The 12,946-nt window shown below is 49.1% G+C and carries 15 protein-coding genes; 2 read left to right on the top strand and 13 right to left on the bottom strand.

Annotation, left to right across the window (positions count from 1 at the left end):
* Window positions 1-5 precede the first annotated feature (5 nt).
* From H6786_01520 to speD, 9 genes are all read right to left on the bottom strand, one after another.
* Entirely contained in the window at window positions 6-1,433 is a 1,428-nt protein-coding gene (locus H6786_01520) for a leucyl aminopeptidase family protein (protein ID MCB9816050.1), read from the bottom strand.
* Window positions 1,434-1,601: 168 nt separating this feature from the next.
* Window positions 1,602-2,960, bottom strand: coding sequence for an aspartate--tRNA(Asn) ligase (gene aspS, locus H6786_01515; protein ID MCB9816049.1), 1,359 nt, complete (start codon window positions 2,958-2,960; stop codon window positions 1,602-1,604).
* A 335-nt stretch (window positions 2,961-3,295) separates the two neighbouring features.
* Entirely contained in the window at window positions 3,296-3,601 is a 306-nt protein-coding gene (locus H6786_01510) for a hypothetical protein (GenBank protein ID MCB9816048.1), read from the bottom strand.
* Between the two features lie 55 nt (window positions 3,602-3,656).
* Window positions 3,657-4,601 carry a tryptophan--tRNA ligase gene (trpS, locus tag H6786_01505; GenBank protein MCB9816047.1) on the bottom strand — a complete coding sequence of 315 codons (945 nt, stop codon included), beginning with the start codon at window positions 4,599-4,601 and terminating at the stop codon, window positions 3,657-3,659.
* Window positions 4,602-4,640: 39 nt separating this feature from the next.
* A complete protein-coding gene (locus H6786_01500) occupies window positions 4,641-6,317 on the bottom strand; it encodes a hypothetical protein (GenBank protein ID MCB9816046.1) in 1,677 nt (558 codons plus the stop codon).
* 3 nt (window positions 6,318-6,320) lie between these two features.
* Window positions 6,321-6,734: a hypothetical protein gene (locus H6786_01495; protein MCB9816045.1), complete on the bottom strand. Its 414-nt coding sequence runs from the start codon at window positions 6,732-6,734 to the stop codon at window positions 6,321-6,323.
* A 77-nt stretch (window positions 6,735-6,811) separates the two neighbouring features.
* A complete protein-coding gene (locus H6786_01490; protein MCB9816044.1) occupies window positions 6,812-7,747 on the bottom strand; it encodes an EamA family transporter in 936 nt (311 codons plus the stop codon).
* Window positions 7,748-7,777: 30 nt separating this feature from the next.
* Window positions 7,778-9,094: a hypothetical protein gene (locus H6786_01485; protein MCB9816043.1), complete on the bottom strand. Its 1,317-nt coding sequence runs from the start codon at window positions 9,092-9,094 to the stop codon at window positions 7,778-7,780.
* A gap of 13 nt (window positions 9,095-9,107) precedes the next feature.
* Window positions 9,108-9,518, bottom strand: a complete 411-nt coding sequence (gene speD, locus H6786_01480; GenBank protein ID MCB9816042.1) for an adenosylmethionine decarboxylase — start codon at window positions 9,516-9,518, stop codon at window positions 9,108-9,110.
* A gap of 136 nt (window positions 9,519-9,654) precedes the next feature.
* On the opposite strand from speD, the gene H6786_01475 reads away from it, so the two are divergent.
* Window positions 9,655-10,182 carry a hypothetical protein gene (locus H6786_01475; protein ID MCB9816041.1) on the top strand — a complete coding sequence of 176 codons (528 nt, stop codon included), beginning with the start codon at window positions 9,655-9,657 and terminating at the stop codon, window positions 10,180-10,182.
* Between the two features lie 59 nt (window positions 10,183-10,241).
* Here H6786_01475 and H6786_01470 read toward each other — a convergent pair whose 3' ends face one another.
* Window positions 10,242-10,727: a hypothetical protein gene (locus H6786_01470; GenBank protein MCB9816040.1), complete on the bottom strand. Its 486-nt coding sequence runs from the start codon at window positions 10,725-10,727 to the stop codon at window positions 10,242-10,244.
* A 43-nt stretch (window positions 10,728-10,770) separates the two neighbouring features.
* Window positions 10,771-11,127 (bottom strand): YigZ family protein, encoded by a 357-nt coding sequence (locus H6786_01465; GenBank protein MCB9816039.1) that lies wholly within the window; start codon window positions 11,125-11,127, stop codon window positions 10,771-10,773.
* Between the two features lie 131 nt (window positions 11,128-11,258).
* Between H6786_01465 and H6786_01460 the strand changes: the two genes are divergently transcribed.
* Window positions 11,259-11,498: a hypothetical protein gene (locus H6786_01460; protein ID MCB9816038.1), complete on the top strand. Its 240-nt coding sequence runs from the start codon at window positions 11,259-11,261 to the stop codon at window positions 11,496-11,498.
* 53 nt (window positions 11,499-11,551) lie between these two features.
* Here H6786_01460 and H6786_01455 read toward each other — a convergent pair whose 3' ends face one another.
* Together H6786_01455 and dnaJ are read right to left on the bottom strand one after the other, a co-directional pair.
* Complete coding sequence (locus H6786_01455; GenBank protein MCB9816037.1) at window positions 11,552-11,806, bottom strand: hypothetical protein; 255 nt, start codon at window positions 11,804-11,806, stop codon at window positions 11,552-11,554.
* Window positions 11,807-11,863: 57 nt separating this feature from the next.
* Window positions 11,864-12,931: a molecular chaperone DnaJ gene (dnaJ, locus tag H6786_01450; protein ID MCB9816036.1), complete on the bottom strand. Its 1,068-nt coding sequence runs from the start codon at window positions 12,929-12,931 to the stop codon at window positions 11,864-11,866.
* Window positions 12,932-12,946 lie beyond the last annotated feature (15 nt).

Genomic DNA, 12,946 nt, shown 5'->3' with positions numbered 1-12,946 from the left:
CTTTTTTAATATTCTTCTACAAATTTCACAAGCAGTCTGACTGGTTCACCAGTAGCACCTTTTGCGAGTTTATCGCTTGGGATACTGGTCATGCGTGGAGCGATGTCGAGGTGGGCCCATGGTGTCTTCTTGGGGGCAAAATGTGCTAGGAAGATACCGCCCTCAATACAACCACCGTAGCGGGAGAAGTTGCTCGCGATGTTGCTTAGGTCTGCGCGGTAGGTCTTGAGCATGGCTTTGTATTCGTCCCAGAGTGGGAGTGGCCACATGAGATCGCCAGCGTCTTCGCCGAGCTCGACGATCTGATCTGCCAAAGCTTTGTCTTTGGTGAGGACTGCCGAGGTGTGTTGACCGAGCGCGGCAAGCGAAGCTCCAGTCAGTGTCGCGGCGTCGAGCATAACGCGTGGCGAGTAGTACTTTTCGGCGTAGGTCATTGCATCAGCCAGTACCAGGCGACCTTCGGCGTCGGTGTGGAGGATCTCTACGGTCTTACCACTCATCGAAGTGGCAATGTCGCCAGCCCGCATACTATCGCGTGAGATGGAGTTTTCAGCGGCTGCTATTACTGCAATGACATTCTTCTTCACACCAAGCTTTGCGATCGCTCGCATGGTGCCGATCATGGCTGCGCCACCAGACATGTCCATGTGCATTTCGTGCATAAAGCCACCCGGCTTTACGTTGAGGCCCCCACTGTCGTAGGTGATGCCTTTGCCGATGAGGGCAATTGGCGCCTTGCTTTTATCTTTCTTGGTTGGCTTCCCGGCGCCCCAGTATTCCATCACGATCAAGCATGGCCCGTCAGCTGCACCCTTTCCAACTGCTTCAAGTAGCCCCATCCCCTCTTTTTTGATGGCTGCCATATTGAGGATCTTTACTGAAACCTTTGTCCCCTTCACCGCTTCTTTGGCTGCCTTGGCCAGCTCACTTGGGGTCATGTGTTCGCCAGTGGTGTTGGCGATGTCGCGAGTGAAGTTGGCTGACTGGCCGATCACCTGGCCGGCGGAAAAGCTTCGCTTTTCCGCCGCACTCATCCCACCACACACTAAAATCTCCTTGAGCCCCTTCTCTGACTTTTTGCGCGTCTTGTACTTGGTGAATTCGTAGTGTGCGAGCTCGAGGTTTTCAGCAATAGTGCGCACGACCCACTCGTCTCCGTACTCAGTTAGTTTTGGAAATGGAGAATTAGAAAATTGCACCGCGATGTGTTCGAGCTGATGCGCTTTTGCTGCCTGCACCACTGATCGTACTACTGTACGAAATGTACGTTGGTCTACATTCTTCCACTTTCCCACTCCCATACGGTACTCGAGCGAACCGTCAGCCGCTTTTACCAAACGATGCCAGCTTGGCTTGTCCTCAGTCAGAATAATGTGGGTGTATTTTTTTGGAATGTCAGCCAGGGTCTTTGGCGATGTGGTGATTTTAGTCATGGAGGAAGTATAACAAAAGCGGCAGAAGCTGAAAGCTTTCTGCCGCTGGTCACTTTTAAAGTCTAGGTAAGCAACTGCTTCAGTCACACAATAGCGAAACATCCGCAGCGACAATGTCAGGAGCGAGGACGTTGAGTCTTTGTGCGATTGATGCAGTTGTGTTGAGTTTTAGATTTCTGCACTCTCGCTCACATCCTTTGATGTAAAGGTATCAATACGGTTGATGTCGCGTGGGAAGAGGGTGGCTTCCTTTACGTTGTGTACACCACAGAATTTCTGTGTGAGACGCTCAAGCCCCATGCCCCAGCCGCCGTGTGGCGGAATGCCGTACTTGAAGGCTTGGAAGTAGAAGTCGAAGTTGCTCGCGTCCATCTTCTTCGCAGCGAGTTTATCTTTCAGTGTCTCAAGGCTGTGGATACGCTGTCCGCCGGTAGTCACCTCTACCCCGCGGAAGAGTAGGTCGAAGCTCTTGGTGAAGCCTGGGTCATTTTCATCTTCGTACGTGTAGAATGGTCGTTTGCTGACTGGATAGTGTGTGATGAAAATGAAGTCACTACCAAGCTCGCTTGCAGCGTACTCGCAAAGCCAGCGCTCGTCTTCTGGTTCTAGGTCTGGCTCCCCTACCTTATCTTTACCAGTTTTTTCCTTGATTAGTTCCTGTGCTTCGCGCAGCTTGTAGTGCGGGAAGAGGTCTTCTTCAGGTAGCTTCGGCAACTCCATACCGAGGATCTCGAGTTCAGCAGCGTTTACTTTCCCGATTTCTGTGCTGATGTATTTCATCAAGCCGGTTTCCATCCGCATAAGATCCGTGTGATCCTTGATGAATCCCATTTCCATATCGAGTGACGTGTACTCGCTGAGGTGTCGGGTCGTTGCGCTCTTTTCGGCGCGGAAGGCGGTGGCGTAGGTGAAGACCCGCTCGAACACTCCCACCATGATCTGCTTGTACAGTTGCGGGCTGGTAGCGAGTGAGGCTTTTACGCCCTTGAAGTAGTCGACCTTGAAGACCTCCGCCCCTCCTTCGGCATCGCCACCAACGATCTTTGGGGCTTGGAATTCAGTAAAGCCTTGACTCCGCATGTACTCACCGTACGCGCGGGTGATGGTGGCTTGGATCTTGAAGATCGCGCGGTCGTGTGGTCGGCGTAGGGTAAGCGGCCGGTTGTCGAGAATAGTCTCGAGGTTGAGTTCCGCACTCATATCAAACGGCATCGCTTCTGAAAGGTTGAGCACCTCGATGCTCGTGATTTCGAGTTCGATGTCGCCATTTGGTACCTTATCGTTTACTCCCTTTTCTGGGCGCTTGTTGACGATGCCGGTCACGGCGAGTGGGCTTTCTTCGCTTACGGTCTTGGCGACCTCGAGTACTTCAGGTTTACCGAAGACCACACCCTGGATCACACTTGATCGGTCGCGGAAGTCGAAGAAGGCCATCTTGCCCTGCTGACGCACGGTACTGACAACACAGTTAATAAGTGTTTCTTCCCCCACTTTTTCGTGTAGGTCGGAAATAAGTGTTCGTTCCATATGATTTGTGTGTAGGGGAGGAAAAGAAAACCGCCCCTACGAAAGTATTAGTAACTAATAGTTTCGTAGGGGCGAATCTCTTGTGAGTCGCGGTGCCACCCTACTTCATCCTCAGGTGAGGACCTTAGTTTTCGACCAGTGCGATATCGGGCACAAACCGGAGAGGTCTACTCTGTGGCGGGATTTTTTAAAAGACCTTTTAAAAAATCCCGCCACGTTTCTTCTCCCACCTCCACAGTGTCAGCTGCTTCAATGGCTTATTGAAAGAATATCCTGAAGCTTACTTTACGTCAACAAAAAAGTCTCGCGACGCGAGACTTACAGGTCAGTTCTGTTTAGATCTTGACTTCGATCAAGTATACGGTGTTCTCGACCCAGCTTCCTTCACCCAATGGTGCCGGTCCCGGGTTTCTACTGATTACCGAGCAGTCCAGGGGTCTCTCCAGCAGCAAGGTATTCTGCAGGATGTCGAGAAAGTGTTCGGCAGTAAGTCGCGAAGGGCCGACGCCGTCCTGACTCGCCTGAAACACCATCGTATCTGGCGCTTCGTAGACATGCAGTCGCGCGACTTCAAAATCGTGCCGCATCGCCACCAGTTGTACTTGTTCTTCAACCGAAAGGTCGGTTGTATTCCCGTGCATAGCTTCCTCCTCGGCAGCTGTGTGTTCTGGCGAAGACTATACCATTGTATAGTCACTAGTCAATGCCAATCGCCTTTCTCACTGTCTTCAACGTCTGACCAGAGACAGCTCTTGCTTTTTCTGCACCAGCTTGGAGCACAGCACGAACATCATCGTCACTGATGCTAGCTCGCTTCTCACGCATTGGAGCGATCAAAGCTTCGAGGTCCGCAGCGAGCAGTTTTTTCAGGTCACCGTATCGCCCCTTATGCTCCTCGTAGATCGGGTCGAGTTCCTTGGCACTCTTCAGAAGTCGGTGGATCGCGTAGACATTCTCAGGTCGATCTCCAGCAGAGTCAGTTACGATACTCATGACAGCCTTTTCTATCTCTTCCTTAGTGCCAAAAAGCGGAACGGTATTACCGTAGCTCTTGCTCATTTTCTGACCATCGGTTCCTGGTACTACGCCAACTCCTTCCAGGATCATTTCAGCTGGCTCTTTCAGAATATCGCCATACGCACGATTAAACTTCCCTACTGCTTCACGAGTGTATTCAATATGCTGTCGTTGGTCTTCGCCGACGGGTACGACATCGGTATTGTAGAGAGCTATGTCAGCGGCTTGGAGCATCGGGTAGGTGAAAAGGCCTGCATTCGGTTCAATTCCCTTTGCTACCTTGTCTTTGTATGAATGAGCTTGCATAAGGAACGGCACTGTGACCATACAGTCCATCACCCAACCAAGCTCAGTGTGATCTTGGTTGTCAGATTGACAAAAGATCACTGCTTTTTCAGGATCAACTCCTACTGCGAGGTAGTCACGTACAACATTAAGGATGTTTGCGCGAAGCGCCTCAGGGTCTCGTAAGCTGGTGAGGGCGTGGTAGTCGGCTACCATCAAGTAGCTTTCATAGTCTTCGTAAATATCCAAAAAGGGTTTAAGAGCACCAAAGTAGTTACCAATATGTAGATTGCCTGAAGCTTGCAGGCCAGTAAGTAGTCGCTTCTTTCCAGTAGTCATATCGCTCATAGTAGCAGAAAACTGCTCCAAAACAATGAATTATAGTGCGAGCGGAAGCTCAAAGGTAAAGCGTGACCCCTTTCCTTCTCCGTCTGAGTGGGCGGTGATGTCGCCTCTCATTGCTTGTGCCATTTTGAGTGCTACGTATAAGCCAAGTCCAGTGCCGTGAATGTTAACTGCATTGGCATTATGCGCTCGCTCAAACTTTTGGAAGATCGTATGTTGTGTTTCCTGACTCATGCCAATACCCGTATCGATGATATCGACATAGATGCGTTTTTTAGCGACGTTGTCTCGCACGAGCACTTCGACGGTCCCCTTCTCAGTGTACTTGATCGAGTTGGTGATGAGGTTTTGAACGATCTGGACTGTTTTACCAAGATCGGCATTGACCACACCGCGACTATGAAGGTTGGTTTTGAAGTACAATACCAGACCTCGTTTGATCGCGCTGGCACGGAGGTCGTCGCACACATGCTCGGTTTCATCGCGAAGGTTGAAATCAGCCATGTTGTACTTCATGTTTCCTGCTTCAATGCGAGACACGTTGAGGTAGTCTTCGATCGCCATAACCATCAGTCGAGACGACTGCTCAATGCGCGAAAGTGGCTCGAGAGCTTTCTTTGGGATGTTTCCATAGTCGCCATCAATGAGTAGCGACGCGTATCCGCGGATCGCCGTGAGTGGGCTACGCAGCTGGTGTGATGCGATCGACACAAACTCAGACTTCTGCTTATCCAGCACCTTGAGTCTGGTGTTTGCCTTCTCAAGTCTTTTGGTGAGGTCTTCAAGCTCTTGGCGCTGCTTGATCTCTTTCTTTACACTTCGCATCAACAAGATACCGATAAGACCGGTAATGACCAAGGTAAATGAAGTCAGCAGCTTTGCTGTCATGGTCTCGACGTACGTGAATTGTGAGCCAACAAGAATAACCAATGAGACGACTAGTGCAACCGATGCACTAAGGCCAACATTGAAGGTTTTGAAACGGACAATGAGGACGCCCATCATAGTCATGAACACTGCCATGCCGAACATGCCGTAGAACTCCAAACTAGAGTCTTCGAACACCCCGAGTCCAGCCAGGTAGGTTGCTAAAAAAGACATAGTAAAGAAGCTAAACAGGAAGAACTCGATGCCAATACCCATAAGAATGATCTGTTTGCGGAATTCAACCGCAGCGCTTCGATAGTGTTTTAAGAGGAGTATTGCGATCCAGAACATTGCGAGTACGCCAAGCGCAGTGTAATAGAACTTGTACAGTTCACCTTCGTAGCCAAATGAATCACAATACGTGAGATTGAAACCGCTGACGCTGAGATCGGTGTGTGCAAAAAGTAGTACTGGCGCTAAGAGAGCCGCAAAGACAGCTTTGAGCTTGGTTGACACATCTGACTTTTGTAAGAAAACATAGATGAAGTAGACGGAAAATATTGAGATGAATGCTTGCAAAATGCCAAATGCAGGCCAGATGAACAGGATAAAGTCACCATGGACGTTCGTCCATGCGATCAAGCTAAAGAAAGTGTAGAGCGAGAAACAAACCGCGATCAGGAGGAGGAGTTTGTTCAGGAGTAGTTTTCGTGCGTTCAAGAATACAAAGAGGCCAACTAAGAGTGCGATGATAGAAGTTGGAATATGCGAGTAGTAGAGCAACCCAGGTAGATCAGGAGCAAAGAAGAAATATGAAGGTTCTGGGTATAAGTAACAGTTCATAGGCTAATTGATCGGGTAACGAATCTCGCTTGTGTCGGGCGCTAGTTCCTCACCGTCACACAGCCCCACGTCTTCTAGAGGATCACAGTAAATAACGACACAGCTATCTAGCTCGTCTTCAGTGCAGTAGTCAGCTTCAGGACAATCGATGATTGAATCACCGCAGTGGGTGTAGAGCTCTGTGGCGTGTCGCTCCACCTCAGTGTAGTAAAAGACCAGATCGGTCGGACACTCTGCAATATCATCAACCTCTTCCTCGCAACCAACGAAACAGCTTTCGGTAGCAGGGTCACAAAAACCTTCGTATGAGACCATATGGTCGTGCAGTACCATAAAGCGATAATACGAAGCTCCCGCCGCTAGGATAAGGAGCGGTACGAGAACATATGACAAAAGATGGTCTTTAAGGTGCTGCATGTTTATTCACCGCGACATGCTTCACTTGATAGTATACCAAAGCCATTCAGGTGACTTTGGATCGTGCGTGCATAATGCTAACTGGTGAGCAGTAGATATGTACCGATACCAGTGATCAGGATAGCGATCAATTTCTGTAAGATGTATTTTGATTCGATCTTCTCGGTTCCTAATCTTGGGAAGAAAATGGTGAGTAAGATGCCGATCGCTAGCACGAAGATAGGTTGGAATGATTGAGTGAGCAGCACAAGTGCGATCGGTGCCATCAGGAAGGCAAAGGCCATTACTGCGTTACCGAGCATGTAGAGTACTTCGTTGGTGACGTTGATCGAAAGAATGGCAGCTGAGTTTTTGTGCACCGCGGTCAAAAAGTGATTGCGGTAGCTTGGTATGAATAGGAGGAAGAAAATACCAACGATCACGAGCATGGTGTTCTCCCAAAAGAGCGACACCCAGACGTTTTCTTCTATAGCCACTGCCTTGAAGATCACTGATCCAAGAGCCCAACACAACGACGCGCCAAGCATGTAGTAGACCGTCTTACGGCGCAGTTTGAATTTATTTTCACTGTCGATCTCAACCGCAATGATGCTTGTTCCGAGAATGACGATCGCCATAGCAATAAGCTGCATCTGATTTAAAACCTCACCGAGGATGAAGTAACCAAGAATATAGCCAAAAACTGGCACGAGCTGATAAAACACGATCACGATCGAGGCTTCATCGTCTTCGAGTGCTTTTAGGTAGAACCAAAGCAAGAGAATGTTAAGTAACCCTACCGTACAGAGCGTGAGCGTGTTTACCCAGCCAAGTGAAAACGCACTCGAACTCCCATGGAAGTAGATCTCGCCAATATACACAAATGGCACGATCAAGATCGACAAAACTGATGAAAAGATCATCAGCGTCCCTACCCCACCTTCTTTGAAGTATTTTTCAAGGAGAAGTTTGTCGATATGATTTGTCGTCGCATACAAGAGCGGACCGATGAGAGCGAAGAAAAACCAAGTCATGTTGTAAGTGTAGCAGTTAGAAGATAGTGGCTATTTGATCCATCCCCAGTCTTTGAGCTGCTGCCGATCTTCGCGAACAAACTTGTCGCCAATGTCAGTGCGGTAAAACATCTCGGGGATGATAATTTTCTTGATGATGTCGTACGCTTTTTGCTGTGCTTCTTCGACAGTCTCTCCGTGGCCAGTCGCGTAGAGTGCATAGCCGTGTTTCCCAGATAGATAGTAGCGCTCTTGACCGTCGTCACTGACGGTGCGTGAGACCTCCTCAAAGTGAACGTGTTCCATATCTTCTTTGCTGAAGTTGTCTTTGAAGAATACAGAGACACCCTGACATGTCTCAATATTTGAGTCGCCAAAGATCTCTGGCGCAAACGGAAATGGTGGAATGACAACCGACACCACGATGCCGTAGTCAGTCTTGTACTGTAGATCGTATGGTTGGCCGTCAGCGATCGCTTTCATGAAATCTCCCCATGGTGATTCGTGGAGTTCACACTGGAGCTCAGTCGAAGGAGTACCAAAGCGCATGGTCGCCTCAAGCGGCCAGACACCCTCGGCATTGACGATACAGTCGATGTCGATGTCACCCTTGTAGTTTATTTCTTGAAGGTATGGCTTGAGTTTTGCGAGTGTTTCTTGGTACAGAGGCAATGTCTCGTCGTTCTCATACCAAATGACGGTCCCCATTTCGGCAGTGAGCGGGCCGATGTCGCCATTACAGAGCGGCTTATGTTCGAGATTGACCTCGATCGGGCCAACCCAGTCGTTACCGTTGAAATAGCGGCCAACACCGATCTCGATCCCTTCTGCACGCTGCTGGATATGTACGGGAGAGATGTTCTTCTCGCGGTAGATCTTAAGCATGTCAAAAACATCTTGGCCATCTTGGCGCTGCCCGACATAGTTCAACATACCGATATGACTGCTTTGCTTAAGTACCCACTTCTTCGAACCATTTTGTTCACGGATGAACCGTTCTGCTTCATCGGCTGTTTCAAAATTATAGGCGCGCAAAGTCTTAATGCCGTGCGCTTCGAGTACGTCATGAAAATGAAGACGGTCGATCTCAAGCTTATCGCTCTTCGAATCCCCGCCAAATACACTGTAGCCAGCTTCACGCAAACGGTCTTGTTCACCTGCAAACGTAACATCATCGAACACGATCAGGCCATCTTTCCCAACCCAGTCGAGTTCGTCTTCCCAGGATTCAACACGCTCAACGATCCCGTCGAAACAGTCTTGGCGATCTTCGTGGTCGATATATAACTTTACGTCGTGCCCTTCCTTGATAAGTTGGTGTACGACTGCTGAGCCGATCAGTTCTCCGGAAATAAATAAGACTTTCATGGTGATTCAGAATTTAGTAGATATCGTGTTCAGGATACTTGGTGCCTCGTGCGATCACTTGCACGTCAGCATTTTGTAGTTTGAAGTGTTCAGTAAAACGCTGCTGCAAGATATCAGTTGGTAGCGTGTCATTGCAGGTGTAGACATCGATAGAAACAAAGCCCCTATTTGGGAATGTGTGGATCGCAATATGGCTTTCTGCCACCATTACAAAACCACTGATCCCTCCTGGGTCTTTCTTGTTGTTTGGACCGACTTCTACCACGACCGGGTCGTGAATAGTGTGCATGCCAACCTCTGCTGGCAAGCGCTCAAGCAGGTCTTGGAGGTCACTGCTGCTCGTGAGTGTTTCTTTAGCGGCACCGTATCCATCCAGGATGAAATGGATGCCGAATTGTATTCCTTCAGCTTCTACGTTAATCATAATGTTGTATTAAAACAGTAACACAAAAATGCAACTTTTTCAAGGGTAGGTGTGGATTTTGGCCTAAAATATTGATTTTTTGCAGAAATATGCTATAATGTAAACATAAGTTACTTAAGACATCGGGAGGTGTCGAATGCAAGTTCCTAGCAAAAGTTTGCTCTTGGTTGTCCGGTTGTGGCTCATGGTCAAACGGCCGTGGACCGCGTACTGGACCGCGTACTGGGACCAGCGCTACGTTGGTCAGTATAAGCCGCGGAAGACGGTTGAAAAAGAGATCAAACATTGGTGGCAACGGTATAATACCGTTGGTGACTACTACTACACCATGTTTGGTACGCTCGTGATCCTGGTCTCCGATCTGGGAGACTGGCGTTACAACTACGTCATTAAGTATCACGAAAAGACCGAGGTTCCGCAGGCTTGGCACGCTGGAATTACGTTCCGCGAAGTCGACGAGTTTGACCTCGCGTACGAAGCCAAGCGTGCCCCGGGAGACACCTCGGAAGCCGGTGATGATCCCGACTGTCCCTACTATGCGTTCCATCAGGACGCTATGGAGAAGGAGCGGGATCTCACTCGGAGACTCGATGTGGACCCGGACGACGTCCAGGAAAAGATCGACGAGCTCATGACTGCTCGCGAATCGTGGGGTTTGGATTGAGAAAAACCTTTTACGAATAGCAAAGCGCGACCACCGGTCGCGCTTTTTCTTTTGCTTGCTCAGACTATGTAGAGAATGACCAGTGGGACTAGTAGCCACCAGAAGAAATATTGCTCCGGACCAAAGAGTGACTGAAGTGGTGTGCCAGGAGTGAGGAATTCGGTCACTGGCAGTACGTGGAAGCTAAAGATCATAACCAGCATCGTGGCACTTAATGCGAGAAGTAATTTCTTCCCCATGCTTTCGAAGCGTTCTTCCCTGAATTCATCCGGCATGACTCGCCAGCAAAGTGCGGTGGTCATAAAGGTAATGATCGCAAAGAGCACCAAATGTGCGATAGCAGTTTGCGCACCGCCCTCGATATTTTTGAAAATAGCATCGTAGTTCGGGAACTCGAGCGTGATCAAAAGTGCGAGATAAAGTCCAAAAATCACATTGATTGTCGCTTGTCTTCCCTTGAAGACGGCAAAGACAATAAACAATGCAAACACACCAATAAAGTAAGCAAACTCATAGATAAAGTTGAGTATGTGTCCCCAATCCATATTTCTAATTATAGGTTCGACAATGCTTCATAACACAACTTATTCACAGTTGGTCAATGGCGTATTTGGTGGCGTCTTGGAGGTGTTTGAAGCGGTCGTTCATGAGTTTTATGCCACCAAACCATCTCGTGACACAAATGATGCAATCAGTCACATTCTCTTTTTGCATGATGCGCAGTATGACCATTCCGGCACCTACTTCCCCATCGTCCTTCTTGGTCTCGTAGATTGCGCCTTCATGACTGATGCGCGCGGCCCAACTGTTGTGGGTGGCCTTGGCGTATTTCTTTTTACTTTTGAGTTGTTTTAAGAAGTTTTCGATGTCTTCGCGGTTTGTCACCCTGCCCATACTTACAGAGTAGCGACTGCCTCGGTCCTCTATGATATTTTCAAAGAGCATAAAACTAGAGTGTGGAGTGCGGCTATCGCCGAAGTCGAGTCGATTGGTGTGCAGATCCATGTTGACGGGTATTAGCTCCTAGCATACTGTGAGTTGTAGAGTCGTTCAACAAATTATAGAGGGTGCGACAGATGGATATTGAATTCGGTTCCTTCATGATCGGTGTCTCAGTGACTCTGTTGGCCGTGCAAGCGATTCGATTTGCGTGCAGTGCGTGTACTGATAAAAATCTTGTCGCTGGTGGTTTGGCCGTCTTGCTTGCAGCGGTCATTACAACCATTCTCTCAAACAGTAGCGAGATCTTGCAGCTCTACGATCGTCAGGCGAATGCACAGCCGGTAGTCTGGCCGGTGGTTGCGCAAGGCAAGTAAGGTTCAATGTAAATGGAAAACGGCCCGCGAGACGAATGTCTCGCGGGCCGAAATTAACTCCGCTGCTTGTAATACTCCCTCATGAGTCCGATGGTGTGTTCAGTTGCTTCAGAATCAGTCATGCCCGTGTTTGCAAGCAGTTTGTTTTTGTACACAAACGCACGCTGTTGCCGAGCTGCCGTTTCGCTGCGCTGTTTGGCACTGAGTTCAAAGCCAGTGCTGGCAATTTCGTTTTCTTGATCTCTGGTGAGTGGATAGTTCTCGTAATCTTCCGGCGATACCGGAAAGGTTTCTTCCCAAGTCTTCATAAAATACTCCCAGTACGTGACTAGAAGTATCTTAAAGAAAGTATTTTAAATATGCAATTAGATACCCTCTTCTTTCAATTCCTCTACTAGCTTTCGTGCTTTGCGCGAGAGCTTTTTTGGTGTTTCGACTGAGATCTTGACCATGAAGTCGCCACGTCCACGATCGAGCGGTACACCCTTGTCTTTGATACGGATGAGTTCGCCGTGGGTGACGCCGGCTGGGATCTTGATATCAACGGTTCCGTCGAGGGTTTGTACGGTGTAGGTTGCACCAAGGAGTGCGTCAGTGAGTTTGATTGGAAGCTTGGTGGTGAGCGTGCTGCCATCACGCTTGATGGTCGCATGTTGTTCGACGTGTACCTTTATGTATAGGTCGCCGGGCTCGCCGTGCGGCATTGCTTCGCCGCGGCCAGTCATGCGGATGACTTCGCCATTTTGAATACCAGCTGGGACCTTGATCGAGATCTCTTCCTCAGTGCGCGCGACTCCTGCGCCAGCACAATGCGGACAACGTTCTTTTGGAATCTGACCAGTACCATGACAGGTTGAACATTCTCGAACAGTCGTAAAAGCACCCATGATACTCTGGCGATTCTCGTGGATCTTACCCTGTCCACCACACGTGCTACAGGTCTCTGTGCCACTTCCCTTCTTGGCACCTGAACCATCGCAGTGCGTACAAGTGTTGTTCTTGGTGATGAGGACCTTGCGGGTCACACCGAAGACTGATTCTTCAAAGGTGAGGTTGATATCAATTGAGACATCACGTCCGCGCTGGCGAGTACTCCGACCGCCACCGAAGCCAAAGCTTGAGAAGAGGTCATTGATATCGAATTCAACCCCCTGCCCGCCAAATCCTTGCTGGAACTGTGAAAAGTCGAACCCAGCGCCGCCAAATGGATTGCCACCACCAGCGCCGTTGAATGACTGACCGTATGTGTCGTACTCGGCCTTTTTCTTTTCGTCACCAAGAACCGCGTAGGCTTCGGTGATCTCTTTGTACTTCTCTTCGTCACCGGTCTTTTTGTCTGGGTGGTACTGTGAAGCGAGCTTACGAAAAGCTTTTTTTACTTCGTCCTTTGAGGCGCCTTTCTGGAGGCCTAGAATTTGGTAGTAATCTTTCATGGTGTGTGATTTGTA

This window comes from Candidatus Nomurabacteria bacterium (genome assembly GCA_020632075.1).
Taxonomy (GTDB): domain Bacteria; phylum Patescibacteriota; class Minisyncoccia; order Phycocordibacterales; family UBA918; genus OLB19.
This window is presented reverse-complemented; position numbering and strand designations above follow the sequence as displayed.

Excerpts from the sequence above, each read along its gene's own strand:
- H6786_01520 (MCB9816050.1), bottom strand. The coding sequence starts at position 1,433 with ATGACTAAAATCACCACATCGCCAAAGACCCTGGCTGACATTCCAAAA.
- aspS (MCB9816049.1), bottom strand. The coding sequence starts at position 2,960 with ATGGAACGAACACTTATTTCCGACCTACACGAAAAAGTGGGGGAAGAA.
- H6786_01510 (MCB9816048.1), bottom strand. The coding sequence starts at position 3,601 with ATGCACGGGAATACAACCGACCTTTCGGTTGAAGAACAAGTACAACTG.
- trpS (MCB9816047.1), bottom strand. The coding sequence starts at position 4,601 with ATGACTACTGGAAAGAAGCGACTACTTACTGGCCTGCAAGCTTCAGGC.
- H6786_01500 (MCB9816046.1), bottom strand. The coding sequence starts at position 6,317 with ATGAACTGTTACTTATACCCAGAACCTTCATATTTCTTCTTTGCTCCT.
- H6786_01495 (MCB9816045.1), bottom strand. The coding sequence starts at position 6,734 with ATGCAGCACCTTAAAGACCATCTTTTGTCATATGTTCTCGTACCGCTC.
- H6786_01490 (MCB9816044.1), bottom strand. The coding sequence starts at position 7,747 with ATGACTTGGTTTTTCTTCGCTCTCATCGGTCCGCTCTTGTATGCGACG.
- H6786_01485 (MCB9816043.1), bottom strand. The coding sequence starts at position 9,094 with ATGAAAGTCTTATTTATTTCCGGAGAACTGATCGGCTCAGCAGTCGTA.
- speD (MCB9816042.1), bottom strand. The coding sequence starts at position 9,518 with ATGATTAACGTAGAAGCTGAAGGAATACAATTCGGCATCCATTTCATC.
- H6786_01475 (MCB9816041.1), top strand. The coding sequence starts at position 9,655 with ATGCAAGTTCCTAGCAAAAGTTTGCTCTTGGTTGTCCGGTTGTGGCTC.
- H6786_01470 (MCB9816040.1), bottom strand. The coding sequence starts at position 10,727 with ATGGATTGGGGACACATACTCAACTTTATCTATGAGTTTGCTTACTTT.
- H6786_01465 (MCB9816039.1), bottom strand. The coding sequence starts at position 11,127 with ATGCTCTTTGAAAATATCATAGAGGACCGAGGCAGTCGCTACTCTGTA.
- H6786_01460 (MCB9816038.1), top strand. The coding sequence starts at position 11,259 with ATGGATATTGAATTCGGTTCCTTCATGATCGGTGTCTCAGTGACTCTG.
- H6786_01455 (MCB9816037.1), bottom strand. The coding sequence starts at position 11,806 with ATGAAGACTTGGGAAGAAACCTTTCCGGTATCGCCGGAAGATTACGAG.
- dnaJ (MCB9816036.1), bottom strand. The coding sequence starts at position 12,931 with ATGAAAGATTACTACCAAATTCTAGGCCTCCAGAAAGGCGCCTCAAAG.